Annotated in this window: 21 protein-coding genes and 1 other RNA gene; 15 read left to right on the top strand and 7 right to left on the bottom strand. The window is 66.9% G+C overall.

From position 1 onward, the window contains the following. Positions 1-403 precede the first annotated feature (403 nt). The 4 genes from E3O47_RS16335 (at position 404) to E3O47_RS00875 (ending at position 2,241) form a co-directional block, all read left to right on the top strand. The gene (locus E3O47_RS16335; protein WP_241986036.1) at positions 404-664 is read left to right on the top strand and encodes a GAF domain-containing protein; all 261 of its coding nucleotides are present in this window, start codon (positions 404-406) and stop codon (positions 662-664) included. Between the two features lie 30 nt (positions 665-694). Continuing rightward, a complete protein-coding gene (locus E3O47_RS16340) occupies positions 695-841 on the top strand; it encodes an ANTAR domain-containing protein (RefSeq protein ID WP_233191471.1) in 147 nt (48 codons plus the stop codon). A 79-nt stretch (positions 842-920) separates the two neighbouring features. Beyond that, the gene (locus E3O47_RS00870; protein WP_134342915.1) at positions 921-1,259 is read left to right on the top strand and encodes a hypothetical protein; all 339 of its coding nucleotides are present in this window, start codon (positions 921-923) and stop codon (positions 1,257-1,259) included. A 103-nt stretch (positions 1,260-1,362) separates the two neighbouring features. Continuing rightward, the gene (locus tag E3O47_RS00875; protein WP_134419323.1) at positions 1,363-2,241 is read left to right on the top strand and encodes a universal stress protein; all 879 of its coding nucleotides are present in this window, start codon (positions 1,363-1,365) and stop codon (positions 2,239-2,241) included. Positions 2,242-2,284: 43 nt separating this feature from the next. Here the strand turns inward: E3O47_RS00875 and E3O47_RS00880 are convergent, their stop codons facing one another. Next, positions 2,285-2,995, bottom strand: a complete 711-nt coding sequence (locus tag E3O47_RS00880; protein ID WP_134419324.1) for a universal stress protein — start codon at positions 2,993-2,995, stop codon at positions 2,285-2,287. Continuing rightward, the gene (locus tag E3O47_RS00885; RefSeq protein WP_104101921.1) at positions 2,992-3,906 is read right to left on the bottom strand and encodes a universal stress protein; all 915 of its coding nucleotides are present in this window, start codon (positions 3,904-3,906) and stop codon (positions 2,992-2,994) included. The genes E3O47_RS00880 and E3O47_RS00885 overlap by 4 nt, the downstream gene beginning before the upstream one ends. Positions 3,907-4,047: 141 nt before the next feature. Here E3O47_RS00885 and E3O47_RS00890 point away from each other — a divergent pair, with 141 nt between their 5' ends. The 7 genes from E3O47_RS00890 (at position 4,048) to rnpB (ending at position 9,031) form a co-directional block, all read left to right on the top strand. Then, positions 4,048-5,283 (top strand): histidine kinase, encoded by a 1,236-nt coding sequence (locus E3O47_RS00890; protein WP_134419326.1) that lies wholly within the window; start codon positions 4,048-4,050, stop codon positions 5,281-5,283. Further along, positions 5,280-5,963 carry a response regulator transcription factor gene (locus E3O47_RS00895; RefSeq protein WP_104101926.1) on the top strand — a complete coding sequence of 228 codons (684 nt, stop codon included), beginning with the start codon at positions 5,280-5,282 and terminating at the stop codon, positions 5,961-5,963. The genes E3O47_RS00890 and E3O47_RS00895 overlap by 4 nt, the downstream gene beginning before the upstream one ends. Beyond that, a complete protein-coding gene (locus E3O47_RS00900; protein WP_104101929.1) occupies positions 5,960-6,463 on the top strand; it encodes a DUF427 domain-containing protein in 504 nt (167 codons plus the stop codon). Before E3O47_RS00895 ends, E3O47_RS00900 begins: the two co-directional genes overlap by 4 nt. Continuing rightward, positions 6,460-6,978, top strand: coding sequence for a DMT family transporter (locus E3O47_RS00905; protein WP_241972947.1), 519 nt, complete (start codon positions 6,460-6,462; stop codon positions 6,976-6,978). Before E3O47_RS00900 ends, E3O47_RS00905 begins: the two co-directional genes overlap by 4 nt. Positions 6,979-6,982: 4 nt before the next feature. Continuing rightward, complete coding sequence (locus tag E3O47_RS00910) at positions 6,983-7,804, top strand: Nif3-like dinuclear metal center hexameric protein (protein WP_134419327.1); 822 nt, start codon at positions 6,983-6,985, stop codon at positions 7,802-7,804. 68 nt (positions 7,805-7,872) lie between these two features. Further along, a complete protein-coding gene (locus E3O47_RS00915) occupies positions 7,873-8,610 on the top strand; it encodes a C4-type zinc ribbon domain-containing protein (RefSeq protein WP_104101937.1) in 738 nt (245 codons plus the stop codon). A gap of 44 nt (positions 8,611-8,654) precedes the next feature. Further along, positions 8,655-9,031: RNase P RNA component class A (gene rnpB, locus E3O47_RS00920), an RNA gene on the top strand. 51 nt (positions 9,032-9,082) lie between these two features. Here the strand turns inward: rnpB and ppgK are convergent. Together ppgK and map are read right to left on the bottom strand one after the other, a co-directional pair. Next, complete coding sequence (gene ppgK / locus E3O47_RS00925; protein ID WP_134419328.1) at positions 9,083-9,847, bottom strand: polyphosphate--glucose phosphotransferase; 765 nt, start codon at positions 9,845-9,847, stop codon at positions 9,083-9,085. Between the two features lie 19 nt (positions 9,848-9,866). Further along, positions 9,867-10,733, bottom strand: coding sequence for a type I methionyl aminopeptidase (map, locus tag E3O47_RS00930; RefSeq protein WP_134342908.1), 867 nt, complete (start codon positions 10,731-10,733; stop codon positions 9,867-9,869). Between the two features lie 12 nt (positions 10,734-10,745). On the opposite strand from map, the gene E3O47_RS00935 reads away from it, so the two are divergent. Beyond that, positions 10,746-10,934 (top strand): SPOR domain-containing protein, encoded by a 189-nt coding sequence (locus E3O47_RS00935; RefSeq protein ID WP_134419329.1) that lies wholly within the window; start codon positions 10,746-10,748, stop codon positions 10,932-10,934. An 18-nt stretch (positions 10,935-10,952) separates the two neighbouring features. Here E3O47_RS00935 and panB read toward each other — a convergent pair whose 3' ends face one another. Next, positions 10,953-11,825, bottom strand: coding sequence for a 3-methyl-2-oxobutanoate hydroxymethyltransferase (gene panB, locus E3O47_RS00940; RefSeq protein WP_134419330.1), 873 nt, complete (start codon positions 11,823-11,825; stop codon positions 10,953-10,955). Positions 11,826-11,926: 101 nt separating this feature from the next. On the opposite strand from panB, the gene E3O47_RS00945 reads away from it, so the two are divergent. Both E3O47_RS00945 and E3O47_RS00950 read left to right on the top strand, forming a co-directional pair. Then, positions 11,927-13,264 carry a glutamine synthetase family protein gene (locus tag E3O47_RS00945; protein WP_104101951.1) on the top strand — a complete coding sequence of 446 codons (1,338 nt, stop codon included), beginning with the start codon at positions 11,927-11,929 and terminating at the stop codon, positions 13,262-13,264. Positions 13,265-13,283: 19 nt separating this feature from the next. Further along, the gene (locus tag E3O47_RS00950; protein ID WP_134401670.1) at positions 13,284-16,319 is read left to right on the top strand and encodes a bifunctional [glutamine synthetase] adenylyltransferase/[glutamine synthetase]-adenylyl-L-tyrosine phosphorylase; all 3,036 of its coding nucleotides are present in this window, start codon (positions 13,284-13,286) and stop codon (positions 16,317-16,319) included. An 81-nt stretch (positions 16,320-16,400) separates the two neighbouring features. Here the strand turns inward: E3O47_RS00950 and glnA are convergent, their stop codons facing one another. Beyond that, on the bottom strand, positions 16,401-17,825 hold the full coding sequence (gene glnA / locus E3O47_RS00955; protein ID WP_104101957.1) for a type I glutamate--ammonia ligase: 1,425 nt from the start codon (positions 17,823-17,825) through the stop codon (positions 16,401-16,403). Positions 17,826-17,969: 144 nt separating this feature from the next. On the opposite strand from glnA, the gene E3O47_RS00960 reads away from it, so the two are divergent. Then, positions 17,970-18,410, top strand: a complete 441-nt coding sequence (locus tag E3O47_RS00960) for an RDD family protein (RefSeq protein ID WP_104101960.1) — start codon at positions 17,970-17,972, stop codon at positions 18,408-18,410. 22 nt (positions 18,411-18,432) lie between these two features. Here E3O47_RS00960 and E3O47_RS00965 read toward each other — a convergent pair whose 3' ends face one another. Further along, a complete protein-coding gene (locus E3O47_RS00965; protein WP_134419331.1) occupies positions 18,433-19,143 on the bottom strand; it encodes a DUF4191 domain-containing protein in 711 nt (236 codons plus the stop codon). Positions 19,144-19,152: the final 9 nt, after the last annotated feature.

Here is a 19,152-nt window from a genome sequence, read left to right on the forward strand (position 1 = left end):
CGGCTTCAAATCACCCGACGCCCTCATCGCCCTGGCCATGCTCAGCCTCGGCGGCCACAAACCAGTGCTCCCCGGCCGGGTTTAACCCACAGAAGCAGCAGGAGAGCCGGTATTGGGATGGAATTATGGTGACCAGAACACGTGAAGGTCAGTTGGTTGAGACCTTCGTCACGCTGGCCGACCCGCTTGTCGTCGGGTACGACGTCGTCGACCTGCTGCACACACTCGTAGAGACCTGCGCCACACTCTTCGGGGCGTCCGCGGTCGGGATCATCCTCTCCGCCTACAACGACAACGATCTCGAGGTCGTGGCCTCAACCGACGAACGAAGTCGCCTGATTGAAATATCGCAGCTGCGGGCCGGCAATGGGCCGTGCGTCGAGTGCTACACGACCGGCTACCCGTGGCCATTCCCGACCTCGATGTCCTCGCCCCGGCGTGGCCACGGTTCCGGGCGGGAGCGCTCGAACTTGGCTTCAAGTCGATGCATTCGGTCCCCCTGCGGCTGCGAGCGACGACCATCGGATCGCTCAATGTCTTCTGGGATCGCCTCGGCGGTCTGGGAGCGGGGGACCTGCGCACGGTCCAGGCGCTGGCCGACACCGCCACCATCGGCATTCTTCAGGAACGCGCCATCAGGGAGAGCGGCGTGGCTCGGGCGTAGCTGCAACGCGCGCTCAGTCGCCGCGTTCTGATCGAGCAGGCCAAGGGCGTCGTCGCTTTCACCCACACCGTCGACATGGAAGAGGCCTTCGCGACCCTGCGTCAATATGCCCGCGACAACGGCCAGTGGCTGGTCGAGGTTGCCGAACAGGTTGTGAACCGAACTCTCGACCTGTAAACCCCGCACGGTCTAGAATCGGAACATGCCCCAGACCTTGGCTGCACATGTCCATTTCGTGAACAATCAGGGGTCTACCATGAAGCGTCTATTTCACCCCGGCGGATCGGTCATCACGGGCGATGACCTTGCGGATGCCGTCATGCACTATGCCGAGGCGTTGAGTCTCCGTCCCCAGGTCGATGTCGTCGACATCCCGATCGTCAAAGAGACGGGCCTGCTGGGTCGCATCCAGATCCTGATCGGCGGATCCGGCCGATTGGTCTGCGTTACTGCCGGTTCCGCACGGTCAGAGCTGTTGGAGCCGGAGACGGTGGACACTCTCCGCCATAAGGCCCTGGTCGGCACGGCCTCGGGCCGAGCCTCGTGGACGGGCGACGGGCTGGATTCGCCACAGTTCGACGAGTTCGACTACTGACGTCCTGACCGACGCCGGGACTTTCGGCCCTGTTCTGTCGGATCGGCGCGCGACATCGTAGACCCCGTTCTGCCCGCTGTGACGGGGAGCGGAGGAGGTCGTCGTGGACAACCGTGTTGTAGTGGGCGTCAGCGGTCGGCCGCCGGCTCGGGCTGCGCTCCAGTGGGCGCTCGACTATGCGCGTCCCCGGAGCCTGGAGATCGAGTTGGTGCACGTCGTCGACGCGACCTTCGGCACGACCCCAGCCGGGTTTCTGCACTCGGCCCGCGAGCAGGCCGAACTGCTGCTCGCCCGTGAGGGTGAGGAGGCCCGCAGTGTCGCTCCTGACCTGACTTTTCGCACGACGGTCCTCGAGGGCTCGCCCACCGGGGCCCTCACCGACTGGGCCGTCGGCGCGCAACTCCTCGTCGTGGGCTCGCACGCCCTGGTCCGGTTTCGGGACTATGTCTTCAGCACCCAAGCCGCGCAGATCGCGGCTTACGCCGCCGGTTCCGTCGTCGTCGTGCCCGAGCGGGAGGAACAGCGCGGCACCGGCGTCGTCGTCGGGGTGGACGGTTCCGAGGCATCCCTCGCCGCTGTGACATTCGCCGCGGATCAGGCGGACCGCCCGGGCGAGCGGTTGACGGCGCTGTACTGCTGGAGTGCGCCGGCCCCTTGGACCGAAGAGCGCGCCATGATCGACTGGCCGATGGTGCCCGATGAGGCGGACCGCCTGGTCCTCTCCGAAGCGGTGGTGGGACTGGCCGAACGCTATCCGGACCTGGTGCTCGACCTGCGGCTCGACCTCGGGTTGCCGGTGGACGCACTTGTGTCGGCGGCGACCGGTGCGCGGCTTCTCGTTGTGGGCAGCCACGGTCGCCACGGGTTCGCTCGCTTCTGGCTGGGTTCGGTCAGTCATGTGATCGTTTTGACCATGCCCTGCCCAGTCGCCGTGATCAGGGTCGCCGGCACCGAGACCGGACCGATCAGCGAACCCGTCTAAGTTATCCACAGCGCTCGCATCGGAGCGTGCGAATCGGAGGGTGTCAGTCGGACCGGGCGATCAGCACAGGCACGTTGATGTTCATCAGGACGTCGTGGGTGACTGAATCGATCACCGACTGGGTCACGGGCCTCGGATGTGAAACTCTGAGCACGGTATGGCAGCCTCGCTGCCGACATCGAGCAGAGCTTCGGCCGGCGGCCGGTGCACCAGCCGGGGATTCACGAACGCGCCGGGGGTCGCGGCAGTCGCGAGCTCTGGGCTCCGCACGCAAAGTCGAGGGCGCATGCACGAGGATGAGTTCGTGGCCAAGGCGGCGCGCCTCCTGGGCGCCGATAATGACGGCCGAGGTGGATCCCTCGAAACGGTCGACATCCACGACGACTCCGCTTCGGCTGTCTGTGGTCGATTCCGGCACCGCGGCGACGGTGCAGCCGGCCGCCGCGGCGATCTGAACGCTGCGCGAGCCGAGCACGCGTCCGCTCAGGGAACCGGTCTTGTGGGTTCCGACGACCAAAACATCGTCGGATGTCGGCACCGCGGCGAGCGTCCAAGCGGGAGACCCGTGCAGGACGAGCGCGCCGATGTCCAGCCCGGGATGCGTCTTCGCCGCGGTGATCTCCTGCGTGAGCAGACTGCTCGCCCGGCGCTCGGCCTCCCGCGCGTAGTCGGGACCCAGCAGCCCCCACTCATCGTCGACGACGTGCACCAGGACCACGGGCGACCCGTCGAATCCGATGTAGGAGGTGTTCACCGCTTCTTCACACCTTCCGTGGAGTCCGGTCGGGACTCGGCGCGTTCACCGGCCGGGCGGGGGACCACAGCGACCGGGCACGGCAGGTTCATCAGCACGTCGTGGCTGACCGAACCGAGAAAGAGGCTGCCGACGGCACCCCGGCCGTGTGTGCCGACGACGACGAGGGACGCCGTTTGGGAGGCATTCACGAGCACGGATGCCGCGGTGCCCTGTTTCAGAACCTCGGCGATATGCAGCGCCGGATGCGCGTCGCGAACCCTCCTCGTTGCCCCCGACTGGATGCGCGCGTGGGCGTCCCGTATCTCCTCGTAGGGCAGGACGGCACCGTATTCGACGGCCACGGTCGCGGGAATGGTCCAGGCGTGGACGATATCGAGAGGGAGTTTGTAACGCTCGGCTTCGCGGGCCGCGAAGTCAACGGCGACCAGGGCCGTGACGTCGTTCTCCATGCCCACGACGATGTGGCCGCCACGTGCCTGCCAGTTGACGGGGACGACGACGACAGGGCAACGGGCGTGGGCCGCGAGGCGAAGGGGAAGGGTGCCGAAGACCGTCCCGGCGAGAACACCGGTCTTGTTCGTGCCGATGACCAGAAGGTCGGCGGTCGCCGATGCCCGCGCCAGCTCATCGACCGGGACGCCATGGCGGATGTAGCTCGTCTTCCGGCAGGAGGGTGCCACCTGTTCGACCCGTCGAAGGGCTTCCGCGAGCGGGCGCTCGTAGGCAGGCTGACTGGAATAGTCCGATCCCTCAGCGGGGTACCAGCCCAGCTCCACCACTGTGGTGAGTTCGAGTTGCACGGGCGTGCCCTGCATCCGTTCGAGCGTCACGACCCGGTCGAGGGCCCACTCCAGGGCCGCCTTGCTCGCGGCCCCACCGTCAATGGCGACGATCACTTTTTCAACCATGGGTGTGACTCCTGCTCTGGGGTGGAATCGCACCGGACAGTCCGCCCCAGGTTATGATCGCAGTGCCTGCCGGACCGGGACAGGGCCGAAGGTCCCGTGCGGGTAGTATCCCCGCTACCAGACGAGAGGCGGTCCTCGGTCATGCCCCACGAAACTATCCCGGTCACCCTGAACGAACGTCCCGAGGCTCGCTCGGAGACAGTGATCGACCTGCCGGCGCACCTGCCCCTCCCGCGCCGGTCGCGGTGGGTGGCCGCATCCGCCGATTTCATCGAGGGTTTGCGGGGTGAGCGAACGGGTGACCCACTGATGTTGCTGGCAGACATCTTCGCGTCGGCTGCGGATGCGGACCTAGTCTGCGTCATCGGGCCGCCTGGTGTTGATTCGGGAGTGGGGGACGGTTTTGTCGTCCACGCGGCTCATGGCAGCGCCATTCGACCGTTGGACGGCCTGGCCTTCCCCGTAGCGGGGAGCCTGTGCGGCCGGGCGATGGCCACCGGCCGGCCGGTCCTTGTCGGCCGGGAAGAGCGCGAGGCTGCGGGCCCCGAGTCGCTCCTGATACTCGGGTCGACCCTGGTGGTCCCGCTGGGCAAAGCCGGGGAAACCGGCCCGTCCGCAGTGGTGCTCACGGCCTCCCGGCCCAGCGGGGCGCCCCCGTTCACTGCCGTGGACCTCGATTCGGCCGTCGATTTCGCCCGACTGGCATATGCGGGCCGCCACCTCGAGCGGAGCAGCACGGACCGGGCGCGTCTGGCGGTGCTCACCGATCGCGACCGGATCGCACGTGAGCTGCACGACCGGGTCATTCAGCGGGTCTTCGCTGTCGGGCTCGCCGTGCGCGCCCTCGGCGGGATGACCGCCGACCCGGTGTTCGGGCGGCGGCTGGCCGACCAGGTGGGAGCGCTCGACGCGGTCATCGCCGACCTCCGCACCGCGATCTTCGGGCTGTCGACGCAGGCGGACCCCGACCGGCACGGGCTTCGCCGCAGCATCGTCGACCTGCTCGACGAGGTCGGACCTCTCTTTGCGCACCCGCCGCGGGTGGTGTTCTCCGGGGCGATCGATCTGCTCGTTTCCACCTCGCTGGCTGATGATGTCGTGGCGGTCGTGCGCGAGGGGCTGACCAACGTGGTCCGGCACTCCGGAACCCGGGAGGCTGAAGTGCGCGTCTCGGTCGCAGCGCACATCCTCACGGTCGAGATCGGCGACACCGGCGTCGGTCTGACCGGCGCAAGTCGGCGCAGCGGCGTCGCTAATCTGGCGGTCAGAGCCGAACGCTGGCAGGGGATGGTGTCGCTGCGCGACCGGGCGCCGCGCGGTGCCGAACTGCGTTGGACGGCGCGCGTGAGCGACGCTTCCGCAGAGACTTCCCGATGACGCGCGTGTTCGTGGTCGACGACCACGACGTCGTCCGTATCGGCCTGGCTGCCCTGATCAACGCCGAAGCTGACCTGGAAGTGGTGGGGGAGGCGGCAACGAGGCGGCAGGCCGTGGCGAGGGTCGCCGCCACCCGGCCGGACGTCGTGGTCCTTGACGTGAGGCTGCCCGACGGAAGCGGCATCGACGCCTGCCGGGACATCCGGGGGAGGGATCCCGGCATCCGGTGCCTGATGCTCACGGCGTTCGACGACGACATGGCCAGCCGCGCCGCCGTCCTGGCTGGGGCGTCCGGCTATGTCTTGAAGGACATCCGCGGTGATCGCCTGGTGCAGGGAATCCGGCGTGTGGCAGGGGGGGAGTCGCTGCTCACCCCGCTGCTGGCCGGCCGGGTGGCAACCTCGTTGGGGCTGGACCGAGGCGACCCTGCCGCCCGCGCGCTGACGACGCGGGAACGGCAAGTCCTCGATCTGATCTCCCGGGGCCTCACCAACCGCCAGATCGGCGAGCACCTTGACCTGGCGGAGAAGACGGTGAAGAACTATGTGTCGGGGGTGCTCAGCAAACTCGGCATGGAGCGCCGCACCCAGGCCGCCGTCTTCGGGGTGGAGTTGCAGCGCCAGGAGGGTTCGTCCAATGTTCGAATTCACCCGGCCGCTCCCGGTACGCTGGCCGGATGAAGCCGTTTCGCACTAACCGGGTTGTGCCCGGACCCGGCCAGGAATCGGTCTGGGATTACCCGCGACCGCCTCGCGTGGAGACGAGTGCCGACCGGGTCGTCGTCACCCTCGGTGGCCTGGTCCTGGTCGACACCGACGATGCCGTCCGGGTGCTCGAGACCAGCCATCCGCCGGTCTACTACCTGCCGCGCTCCGCGTTCCGGGCGGGGAGCCTCGAACCGGTGACCGGCCGATCGTACTGCGAGTACAAGGGCGAGGCGTCGTACCTGAGCGTGGTCACCCCGGGGCGTGTGGAGGAGGCGGCCGGGTGGTACTACCCGTCGCCGACGCGGGGCTTCGAGGATCTGGCGAACCGCGTCGCGCTGTACCCCGGACGGATGGACCTCGTTACCGTGAACGGGGAAGCGGTGCTGCCTCAGCCGGGCGACTTCTACGGCGGCTGGATCACCTCCCGGGTCGTCGGACCGTTCAAGGGGGCTCCCGGCACTCTCGGATGGTGACGCCGCCGCGAACCGTCACGAGCCGGCTCAGCGTGGCCCCCATCTTTCTGGCTGCGCTGCTCTGGGGAACGACGGGCACGGCCGCGCACTTCCTGCCCGTCAGCGCCAGCCCGCTGGCGACCAAGGGCAGTCACACGGCTCTGGACACTGTGCACACTGGTGGCTCTGCTCGGCACGATTCTGCTGATCACCGGCCGGCAGTCGGACCAGGCCGCCGGGTCCGCTCCTCTGGGCGTTCTGCTCGGGCTGCTCGCGCGATCGGGCCCATGTTCGCCGCCTATCTGCTCTTCGGCCGCGGCCCGCGCACGGTCTGCGGCAGCACGGCGACCAGCCTCACCCTGGTCGAACCTCTCGTGGCTACGCTGCTGGCGGTCCTGATCGTCGGCGAGCGGTTGCCACCGTCCGGCTGGGCCGGGCTCGGGCTGGTTCTGGTGGCGGTGACCGCGCTTGCAGTTCCTCGGAATTCCGGTCAACCGTCGTCAGGAGGGCGCACCGCCTCGTCACCGGTAGGCTGACGAGGTGCCCGTCTCACTCGCCGATGTCAGTCGGATCATCTATGAACTGTGGCCGTTGTCCGGTGCCGAAGTCTGGGACGCCCCGGGTCTGGTCTGCGGCAACCCCGGCCAGCCCGTCGAATCGATCCACCTGGCCGTGGACGCCGTCTCCGCAACCGTGGACGAGGCGGTCGGACATGACGCAGACCTGCTCCTGGTGCACCATCCGCTCCTGCTGCGCGGCGTCACGTCGGTCGCCGAAGACCGTTACAAGGGCGCCCTGATCGGTCGTCTGATCCGAGCGAATTGCGCTCTCCTTGCGGCCCACACCAACGCGGATGTCGTCGTAGACGGCGTCTCGGACATCCTCGCCACCCGACTCGGCCTCATTGACGCAACCCCCATCACGGCGGGCGCCGCGGCGGGAACGGGAATCGGCCGGGTCGGCCGGCTCGCGCACCCGACCACCCTGGGCCAACTGGCCCACCGGCTCGCCCAGCTCCTGCCGGCGACCGCCACCGGCGTCCGGGTCTCGGGGGAGTACGGCAGTGTCGTCAAAACCGTCTCGCTCTGCGGTGGTGCAGGCGATTCCCTTCTCCCTCATCCCGCCGTGCAGGCGTCCGACGTCTATATCACCTCCGACCTCCGTCACCACCCGGCGTCGGAGGCCCGTGAGCAGTCCGGGCTGTCGGGGGGCACCCCTGCCCTGATCGACGTGTCGCACTGGGCCAGTGAATGGCTCTGGATCGAGCCGGCCGCCGAACAGCTGCGGGCTCTTCTGCCCGGTGTGCGCATCACCAGCAGTTCCCTGCGCACGGATCCCTGGGACTTCGCGATCGTGCAGTAGCCTGCCGATGAAGTTCGGATCCACCCCCAACGCTCGTTCATATTTCTATTCGCAAAGGTCAGGACATCGTGAAGGCATCCCCAGTAGAACAGAAAGAGCTTCTCCGGCTTCAGGCCCTCGACATCCGGCTGCAGCAGGTCGAGCATCAGACGAAGGCCCTGCCCCAGCACGCCGAGATCCGGGAACTCACCACGTTGTTCGACACCACTCGGATGGCCTTCGGCACCCGCGTCGGCGAACGTGATGACGTGCGCACCGAGCTGGCGCGGATCGAATCCGACGTCGAAGTGGTCGAGAAGCGCATCGCGCGGGACACCGACCGGGTTCAGCACACTTCCTCGGTGAAAGACGTGCAGGCTTTGGAGACGGAGCTTGCGGCGCTGCGCAAGCGCCTCCTGGCGCTCGAGGAGATCGAGATCGCGGTGATGGAACGGCTCGAGGAGAGCGATGCGACCGTCTCCGCGGTGGAGGCGGAGCGGGACGCGATCGCGCTCCGGATCCACGACGCCGAGCAGGCGCGCAACGAAAGCCTCGCCGATCTGAACCGGCAGCTCGGCGAACTCCGCCGGGACCGGGCCGCCGTCGCCGGCAGCGTCGCCGAGGACCTCGCCACGCTGTACGAGAAGCGCTTCGTGACGGGGCGGGGCAACGCTGCCGCCCTGTTGCGGGCGCGCACCTGCAGCGGCTGCACGATGACGCTCACCGGCAGCGACCTCGATGCCGTGCGTTCCTCGCCGGCCGACGAGGTCCTGTTCTGCCCGGACTGCGGGGCGATCCTGGTTCGCACGGAGGAGTCCGGGATCTAGGTGGAGCCGGGCCCCGCCGGCGGCCTGTATTCTGGACTGTGGAATGGGTCGGCAAGACGGTCGCGTCATCCGCTACCTTCGGGTCAGCGGATGCCGAGGAACGTCCGGGCTCCGCAGAGCAGGATGGTGGGTAACGCCCACCCGGGGTAACCCGCGAGACAGTGCCACAGAAAGTAGACCGCCTCCGGTTTCGGCCGGTGGTAAGGGTGAAACGGTGGTGTAAGAGACCACCAGAGGCCAGGGTGACCTGGTCGGCTAGGTAAACCTCGTCCGGAGCAAGGTCAGACAGGAAACGCCAAGGCGGCTCGCCGAGTTTCCGGGTAGACCGCTAGAGGGCTGCGGCAACGTAGTCCCGAGATAGATGGCCGTCCAGGGTGCTACGGCATCGGGACAGAACCCGGCGTAATAGCCGGCCCATTCCACCTTCCGGCCGCCGGGTTCTGCGCCGGGGTGCTCTGCCGCCCCGGGCAGGTCAGTCCTGATGCTTGACGGCGAGTGCGGCGGCCCCGAGGATTCCCGCGTTGTTGCGATGCACGGCCGGGATGATGGCTGTCTTCAGTCGCAGAAGGGGCAGGAAGTCCTGGTGGTGCTTGGACACGCCGCCGCCAACGATGAAGAGGTCCGGCGAGAACAGTGCTTCCAAGGTCGAGTAGTACTTCTGCAGCCGACCGGCCCATTTTTCCCAGCTCAGGTTCTCCCGCTCCTTGGCGGAGTACGCGGCCTTGGTTTCGTAGTCGACGCCCTCGATCTGCAGATGGCCGAGTTCGGTGTTCGGCACCAGCAAACCGTCGTTGAGCAGTGCGGTTCCGATTCCGGTGCCGAGGGTCGTCATGATGACCACTCCCTTCACCCCCTTCGCAGCGCCGAACTGCGCCTCCGCGTAGCCGGCGGCATCCGCGTCGTTCACGAAGTGAATGGGCTGGCCGAGACCCTTCTGGAAGAGATTCTCGGCGGAGAGGCCGATCCACTTGTCCGAGACGTTGGCGGCCGACATGGTGTGGCCGTTCTTGACGACGGCGGGGAAGCAGATGCCCACCGGCAGCGCGCCGGCACCCTCCTCGGCGGAAACGGTTGTCAGGAGGGTCCTGGTCGTTTCGATGATGTCGGCTGGTCGGCCGCCTTTAGGCGTGGGAAGCTTCACACGATCGGACAGGAGCTTGCCGGTGGACAGATCGACCACCGCTCCCTTGATCCCGGTGCCGCCAATGTCAATGCCGATGGCCATGGTTGAACTCATAGTCAAAACCTACCGGTTGTCAGGAGAGGGTGAGGATCTCGGCGCCGCGGTCGGTCACCACGAGGGTGTGCTCGAACTGGGCGGTGATGCTCTTGTCCCGGGTCGTCACGGTCCAGTCATCCGCCCACATGTCCCAGTCGGTCCCGCCCAGGGTGAGCATCGGTTCGATCGTGAAGACCATGCCGACCTCCATTACGGTGTCGTAGACGGGAGCGGAGTCGTAGTGCGGGATGATGAGGCCGGAGTGGAAGGCCTCGCCGACGCCGTGTCCGGTGAAGTCCCGAACGACCCCGTAGCCGAACCTCTTGGCGTAGGACTCGATGGCGCGGCCGATCACGTTCACCTGGCGTCCGGGAGCGACGGCCCTGATACCGCGGGCGAGAGCCTCCCGGGTGCGTTCGACGAGAAGCCTGACCTCGTCCCGTGCCTCGCCGACGATGAAGGTGGCGTTCGTATCGCCGTGCACACCGTTTTTGTAGGCGGTGATGTCTATGTTGACGATGTCGCCGTTCTCAAGAACGGTGTCGTCCGGGATGCCGTGGCAGATGACCTCGTTCACGGAACTGCACAGTGATTTGGGAAACCCCCGATAGCCGAGCGTCGACGGGTAGGCGTCACGCTCGATCATGAACTCGTGGCCGATCCGGTCGAGTTCCTCTGTCGTCACGCCGGGGCGGATGGCCTGTGCGACCGCTTCGATGGCCCCGGCCGCAATCCGGCCTGATTCCCGGATCAGCTCGATGCGCTCGGAGGAGTACAGATTCGATCCTGTGTAGGGCGAGGGCATCCCCTTGCCGACGTACTCCGGGCGCACGATGTGGCGGGGAACGGAGCGGAGCGGAGAAACCGCGCCCGGGAGGAGGTGACCAACAGAATCCTTAGGCATAGGATCAAGCTTATGTCCGAAGGCACCGATCATCAGTTCTGGTACAACATGCGCACGGGCGCGGTCGAACAGGGGATGCAGTCCCCCTCCACGGACCGCGTCGGGCCGTTCGCCACCCGGGAGGAGGCCGTCCACGCGCTGGAGAAGCTGCGCGCGAACAGCGCCAAATGGGCCGCGGAAGAGGCCGAGAACGACCGCTAGTCCCGCGAGCGGCGAGTTTTACTCGTAGCTGTGTTCCGGCCCGGGGTACGCGCCGGAGCCGACGTCGTCCTTGAACCGGTGCACAGCATCCGTCAGCACGCCGCGCAGGTTGGCGTACTGCCGAACGAATCGGGGCACCCGCCCCTCGGTCATGCCGGCGAAATCCGTCCATACCAACAGCTGGCCGTCCACGTCGGGCCCAGCACCCACCCCGATCGTGGGGATGTCGAGCCGTGCGGTGACCAGTGCCGCGACCGTCGCCGGGACCATCTCGAGCACGACCGCGAAGGCGCCGGCGTCCTGCACCGCGAGGGCGTCTTCGATCAGCTGTTCCGCGGCCTCGCCGCGGCCCTGGATCATGTGTCCGCCCAGCCCGTGCTCGCTCTGAGGGGTGAAGCCGACATGCCCCATGACGGGGATCCCCGATGACACGATGCGCTTGATCTGCTTGTGGCTGCGAACCCCGCCTTCAAGCTTGACCGCGTGGGCCTGCGCTTCCTTCATGAAACGCACGGCGGTGTGCAGGGCCTCGCTCTGGCCAGTCTCGTACGAACCGAAGGGCATGTCCGCGACGACGAGTGCGCGGGTCACGGCGCGCGCGACGGCCCGGGTGAGCGGGATGAGTTCGTCGACCGTCACCGGAAGGGTGGTCTCGTAGCCGAACACGTTGTTACCGGCCGAATCGCCCACGAGCAGGAAGTCGATGCCGGCCTGATCGAAGATCTGGGCCGTGAGCATGTCGTAGCTGGTGAGCCCCGTTATCGGGATGCCCTGCTGCTTGGCGTTGTGAAAATGGCGCGTGCGCACCCGTTTGGGTCCGGACTGCACGGAAACGAAGGGATTCAGCTCGCTGACGGGCTGGGGTTCATCCGGAACGGTCGACTCTGGCATGCCTCAAGTGTAGTCAGGGCGCGTTCAGGCCGATCGGCGGCCGGTTTCGCCCGAGAGCCGGCGCCAGACAGTAGCCTAGGGAGCGACAAGAAAGGGCGTGAATGGACAAGCAGCGCGACTTCGTTCTTCGGACCATCGAGGAGCGGGGAATCAAGTTCATCCGACTCTGGTTCACGGATGTCGTCGGCACCCTCAAATCGGTGGCCATCGCACCCGCGGAGGTTGAGGGCGCATTCGCCGAGGGTCTCGGTTTCGACGGTTCGGCGATCGAGGGTCTCACCCGGTCGTTCGAGGCGGATGTGCTCGCGCACCCGGACCCGACCACGTTCCAGATCCTGCCCTGGCGCGGTGAGATCGACCCGACCGCCCGCATGTTCTGCGACATCATGACGCCGGACGGTCAGCCGGCCGTCGCCGATCCGCGAAATGTGCTTAAGCGCACGCTGGCCAAGGCAGCCGACCGCGGTTTCACGTTCTACACCCACCCCGAAATTGAGTTCTACCTGCTCAAGTCGTCCAAGTATGGCAAGAACGGCCCCGTGCCGGTGGACCACGCCGGCTACTTCGACAACGTTCCCGGCGGCACAGCCCACGACTTCCGCCGCCGGTCGGTGCGGATGCTCGAAGACCTTGGAATTTCGGTGGAATTCAGCCACCACGAGGCAGGTCCCGGTCAGAACGAGATCGACCTGCGGTACGCGGATGCGCTGACCACGGCGGATAACATCATGACCTTCCGCACGGTCATCAAGGAAGTGGCCATCGAGCAGGGCGTCTACGCGACGTTCATGCCGAAGCCGATGTCGGAGCACCCCGGGTCAGGAATGCACACGCACCTGTCCCTGTTCGAGGGCGACACCAACGCGTTCTTCGAGGCGGGCGCGCAATACCAGCTCTCCAAGACCGGCCGCCAGTTCATCGCCGGGCTGCTCAAGCATGCCCCGGAGATCACCGCCGTCACGAACCAGTTCGTGAACTCCTACAAGCGCCTGTGGGGCGGGGACGAAGCCCCCAGCTTTGTGTGCTGGGGTCACAACAACCGGTCCGCCCTGATCCGGGTGCCACTCTACAAGCCTAATAAGGGGCAGAGCGCCCGCGTCGAGTACCGGGCCATCGACTCGGCAGCGAATCCGTACCTCGCGTACTCCCTCATGCTGGCCGCCGGGCTCAAGGGAATCGAAGAGGGCTACGAGCTTCCCCCCGAGGCCGAGGACAATGTGTGGGGCCTGAGCGACACCGAGCGGCGCGCCCTGGGCTACCGTCAGCTTCCAGCGAGCCTGGACCACGCGATCCAGTACATGGAGGAGTCCGAGTTGGTCGCCGAGACGCTGGGCGAGCACGTGTTCAACTATGTGCTGCTCAACAAGCGCCAGGAGTGGAAGGAGTACCGCTCGCAGGTCACTCCCTTCGAGCTCGACAAGAACCTCGAGATGCTCTAACAGCGGGAGACGAGACCCGATGGCACGGGAACAGCTGACCCTGACCGAGCTCGCCCGGGTAGGCTTCGTCGAGCTACGAGAGGTGCGTTTTCGGCTGGACGAGGTCGGTGACCTGGGCGGACCCGAATCGGCCGCACTGCTGCCGCTGCTCGGCAAGACTGCCAACCCGGATGCCGCCCTCGCGGCCCTCGTTTCGCTGCTGCGCCAGGCACCGCACGAGGTGCGGGCGTTGTTGCTGCACCCGGAGCAGACCCAGCGGCTGCTGCGGGTCGTCGGCGCGTCGAGCGGACTGACCGAGTTCTTCCTGCGTCATCCGGAGGAATTGACGGTTCTCGCCCAGCCGCTCACGACCCTTCCCGACCTGCCGGAACTGATCGAGGACCTGCTGGATGCGGTCGGTACCCGGGACGGGTTCGCCAGCCTCGTCGACGATGAGGGCTGGGTCGCCCTGCGGGTGCGCTACCGGCGCCGCCTGGCGCAGCTGGCCGCCTACGACCTCGAGCAGGCCGACCCGGTCGCGGGCCTGGACGCCGTCGCCCGCACGCTCGCCGACCTGGCGGCCGCCGCGCTGGAGGCCTCCTTAGCCGTCGCGCGGAGCATGTCCACCGGTTTGGTCGCGGGGCGAGGCGTATTCCCGGAGGAAGAGGTGCGCGCCACCCGGCTCGCGGTGATCGGCATGGGCAAGGCCGGCGCCGGCGAACTGAACTACGTCAGTGATGTCGACGTGATCTTCGTCGCCGAGGGTGACCCGGCCGCCGGCCTGGAAGCGCCGCGCGCGGTCGATATCGCCACCCGGCTCGCGATCCTGCTGATGCGGGGCCTGAATCAGCCCGCCGTCGAACCCGAGCTCTGGGAAGTGGACCCGAACCTCCGTCCCGAGGGCAAGTCCGGCGCCCTGGTGCGATCCCTTGAGTCTCACCTGGCCTACTACGACCGTTGGGCGAAGAGCTGGGAGTTCCAGGCGCTGCTGAAGGCCAGACCGCTGGCGGGCGACCTCGAGCTCGGGGGCCGGTATGTGGCGGCGGTGTCCCCGAAGGTGTGGACCAGTGCCAGCCGGGAGAATTTCGTCGAGTCCGTGCAGCGGATGCGCGAGCGCGTCACCAAGAACATTCCGGAGGACGAAGTCGCCGTGCAGCTGAAGCTCGGCCCCGGCGGCCTCCGCGACATCGAGTTCACCGTGCAGCTTCTGCAGCTCGTGCACGGTCAGGCGGATCCGGCGGTTCGGCAGGCCGGCACCCTGCCAGCGCTGACCGCGCTGGCCGAGAGCGGATATGTCGGGCGCGCTGAAGCGGCCGAGTTCGCTCAGGAGTACCGCATCCTGAGGCTGATGGAGCACCGCCTGCAGCTGGAGAAGCTCCGGCGCACCCACCTTGTCCCGCGCGACGAGTCGAGCCTGCGCGTCCTCGCCCGGGCGACCGGGCTCGCCCCGAACGCCGCCCAGCTGAGCGTCCGGTGGCTGAACACCAAGCACCGGGTGCGCGGCCTGCATGAGCGCCTGTTCTACCGCCCTCTCCTGTCGGCGGTGGCCGCGCTTCCCGCGGACGGGCTGGGCCTCACCAGCGCCCAGGCCGAGGCCCGGCTGGCCGCCATCGGATTCCGCAATACCAAGGGCGCCCTCGGTCACATCGCGGCCCTCACCGGCGGGGTGTCCCGACGGGCGACGATTCAGCGCAATCTACTGCCTGTGCTGCTGCAATGGTTCTCCGAGGGACCCGACCCCGACTACGGGCTGCTCGCGTTCCGGCGCCTGAGCGACAGTCTCGGTACGACCTACTGGTTCCTGCGCATGCTCCGCGACTCATCCGGGGCCGCCGAGCGACTCACCCGGGTGCTGTCCTCATCCCGTTTCGTCGGCGAGCTCCTGGAGACGATTCCCGAATCCGTGGCCTGGCTGGAAGACGAGGACGACCTGCGGCCCCGCAGCGCGGCCACCCTCCGTGAGGAGGCCCGCGCCGTGCTGGCACGGCACGAGAGCCCGGAGGCGGCCGCCTCGATCCTGCGCACGGCCCGGCGCCGCGAAATGCTGCGGCTGGCGTTCTCGGCGATCCTGGGCCAGGTCAGCATCGACGAGCTGGCGACGGGGCTCACCGACGTCACCGCCACCATCATCGAGGGGGTGCTCGCCGCCATCCGTGGCACCACGCTCGACGGTGCCGAAGACGGTCAGGACGCCGACGGGATCGAATTCGCCGTGATCGGCATGGGCCGGTTCGGCGGCTCGGAACTGGGGTTCGGCTCGGATGCCGACGTGATGTACGTCTTTCGCCCGGGCACCCTCACCGGCGAGGCAGCCCACGACCGGGCGAAGTTCATCGTCAAGGAATTGTCGCGGCTCACCGATGACAACCGCCTGCCTCTGGACCTGGACATCGGGCTGCGCCCTGAGGGGAAGAACGGTTCCGTTGCCAGGTCCCTCGAGTCCTACGAGGCCTACTATCGGCGTTGGTCGCTCACCTGGGAGGCACAGGCGCTGTTGCGGGGGAGAGGAGTCGCCGGCGACGCCCGGCTCCTGGCCGACTTCGAGGCCGTCGCCGACGAGGTGCGGTATCCGTCATCGATCAGCGAACAGGCGATCCGTGAGGTCAAGCGGATCAAGGCCAGAGTCGAAAACGAACGGCTGCCGCAGGGCGCCGATCCCAACCGGCACCTCAAGCTCGGCCGAGGGTCGCTGAGCGACGTGGAGTGGTTCGTGCAGCTGCTTCAGCTGCAGCATGCGGCCGACATCGCCGAGCTGCGTACCTCGTCGACGCTCGGCGCCCTCCGCGCGGCCGTCGCCGCGGGCCTGGTCAACGAGACGGATGCCGAAACTCTCACCACCGCGTGGCTCTTCGCGTCCCGCTGCCGGTCCGCGATCACCCTCTGGACCAACAAGACCGCGGATGTCCTCCCGACCGACCGCGTGCAGCTCGAGGGCGTCGCCCGGGTGATGGAATACCCGCCGGGCTCTGCCAACCAGCTCGAGGAGGAATACCTCTCGGTGACCCGCCGCGCCCGCGCGGTGTTCGAGCGCCTGTTCTACGGGCCGGTGGAGCGCACCGGCCCCTTCGGCGGGTAGGTCCGGTACAGACAGGAGGACCGCATCCCCGAGGGGATGAGGTCCTCCTGCCTATACCCAGCCGGTTGCCGGGGCTACGGTCTAGACGCCGTAGTAGAGCTCGAACTCGAACGGGTGCGGACGCTGCGCGAGCGGCTTGATTTCCATCTCACGCTTGTAGTCGATCCAGGTTTCGATCAGTTCGGGCGTGAAGACGTTACCGGCAAGCAGGAAGTCGTGGTCGTTCTCGAGGGCTACGAGGGCCTCGCCGAGCGATGCGGGAACCTGCGGGATGTTCTTGGCCTCTTCGGGCGGCAGCTCGTAGAGGTCCTTGTCGACCGGCTCGTGCGGTTCGATCCGGTTCTTGATGCCGTCGAGGCCGGCCATCAGCTGGGCGGCGAAGGCGAGGTATGGGTTGCCCGAGGCATCGGGAGCGCGGAACTCGATGCGCTTCGCCTTCGGGTTGGTGCCCGTGATCGGGATCCGGATGGACGCCGAGCGGTTACCCGCCGAGTAGACGAGGTTGACGGGAGCTTCGAACCCCGGCACCAGACGGTGGTAGGAGTTGACGCTCGGGTTTGTGAAGGCGAGTACGGCCGGTGCGTGCTTGAGCAGACCGCCGATGTACCAGCGGGCGACGTCGGACAGTCCGCCGTAGCCGGACTCGTCGTAGAAAAGGGGCTTGCCGTCGGCCCACAGTGACTGGTGCGTGTGCATGCCGGAGCCGTTGTCGCCGAACAGAGGCTTCGGCATGAAGGTGGCCGTCTTTCCCCACTCGGCCGAGGTGTTCTTGACGATGTACTTGAACTTGAGCAGATCGTCGGCTGCGTGCACCATGGTGTCGAAGCGGTAGTTGATCTCGCCCTGGCCGCCGGTGCCGACCTCGTGGTGGCTGCGTTCCAGGATGAGTCCGGCGTCAATCAGCTTGAGGCAGATGTCGTCGCGCAGGTCGGCGTGCTGGTCGACCGGGCTGACGGGGAAGTAGCCGCCCTTAAAAGGCGTCTTGTTGGCGAGGTTCCCGCCGACCTCTTCCTTGCCCGAGTTCCAGGCACCCTCGCTGGAGTCCACGGAGTAGAAGCTGGAGTGCTGGTTCACTTCGTAGCGAACATCGTCGAAGATGTAGAACTCGGCCTCCGGAGCGAAGAATGCGGTGTCCGCGATCCCGGTCGAAGCCAGGTACTTCTCGGCCTTCTTGGCAACCTGACGCGGGTCCTTCGAATAGATCTCGCCGTTGCGCGGGTTGTAGATGTCGAAAAGCATGATGAGGGTGCGCTCGGTGCGGAACGCGTCGATGTAGGCCGTGGTCACGTCCGGGATCAGCTGCATGTCGGATTCGTGGATCGACGCGAAACCGCGGATCGACGAACCGTCGAACATCTGCCCGACCGTGAAGAACTCCTCATCGACGGTCGACGCGGGGATGTTGAAGTGCTGCTGAACACCCGGCAAATCGGTGAAACGGATGTCAAGGAACTTGACGTCCGTGTCTTTGATGAACTTGAGCACTTCTGACGAATCGCGGAACATGCGGTTTTTTCTCCAAATGACGTGGGCATAGAACGTGTAAGTCGCGCGCTGCGGCTTCTTCGAGGCTACTGGGATGCCATTACCCGGCAGTGACGCTTATGTTTCACACATGTTACAGCGGGGCCCGATCGGTAGACTCAGCCCGTGTCTGCCGCAGCCTCGAATTCGACCACTTTTGGACAACTTCCACCGAGCCGTTGGCCGGGGGAGCGCCTCGGCCTGCCGAACGAGGGAACCCGTTCCGTGGGGCGCGTCGGCCGCAGGATCGGCGCCCTCGCGTTGGACTGGGCCCTGGCCTACGGGGCGGCGGCACTGTTCTTCAGCACGAGCGGCGTGGTCAACGGCTTCGCTGTGACCGCCATTTTCGTGGGGCTCCAGATCGTGTTCATCCCGACCATTGGCGGCAGCATCGGCCACCGTCTGGTCGGGCTCCGGGTCGTTCCGCTCCAGCCGGGTTGGGTGGGGTTGTGGCGCCCCGTCGTGCGGTCCCTGCTGCTCGGGCTGGCGGTCCCCGCTCTGGTCTGGGACTCGGACCAGCGCGGTTTCCACGACAAGGTCGCGGGAACGGTGCTCATCCGCTCCTAGCCTGAGCCGCGAGGGGAAGAGCCTAGTTTCCGCGCTGCGGACGCGCCTTCATCGGGTCGACGCCCTTGGGGATCGGCAGTTTCTTGGTCATGGAATTCAACCGGTTGTTCACGGCGAGCACCTCGGCCTTGGTCAGGGTGGGCTTGATCCGGGTGAGGCGCCGGGCCAGTTTGTGCAGCGGCACGGCATCGGCGTCGGGGCCGACGCTGATGATGGTGACAGCGATGCTGCCGCCGAGCCTGGTCACCATCCGGCGCTCTTCCTCGAGCATGCGGGCCGTTCGGGTGCGCGGCCCTTCACTGATCAGCACCACGCCGCCGCGGCCGACAGCCCGGTACACGGCATCCTGAGTCTTGCCGTTGACGGCGACGGGCATCTCACTTCCCACCCAACCGCGCTTCAGCGAACCGCGCAGCACCGCGCCGACGGCGCCGGGCTGGCCCTCGATCTGCGTGTATGCGGCTTTCTCGGCCCGCTGGCCCAGGATGATGAGCATGACGAGGATTCCGGTGAGCACACCCGAAATCGTCCACAAGACGATGTTGAGGATGCTTCCGGGGGACAGAATAAGGGCAAGTCCCAGCGCGACCGCGACGGGCACCACGAAGCCGAGAACCATGAACAACACGATCTTCTTGTCGTAGCGGCGTGTCATCTGGAACACCTGCCACATTTGCTTCATGCGGCCGGGCTTCTTGGGGGGGCGGGGAGTCTTGTCCTTGCTGCGTGCCATGGTTCCAAG

This window comes from Cryobacterium sp. TMT2-17-1 (genome assembly GCF_004402765.1).
In the GTDB taxonomy this organism is placed as follows: Bacteria; Actinomycetota; Actinomycetes; order Actinomycetales; family Microbacteriaceae; genus Cryobacterium; species Cryobacterium sandaracinum.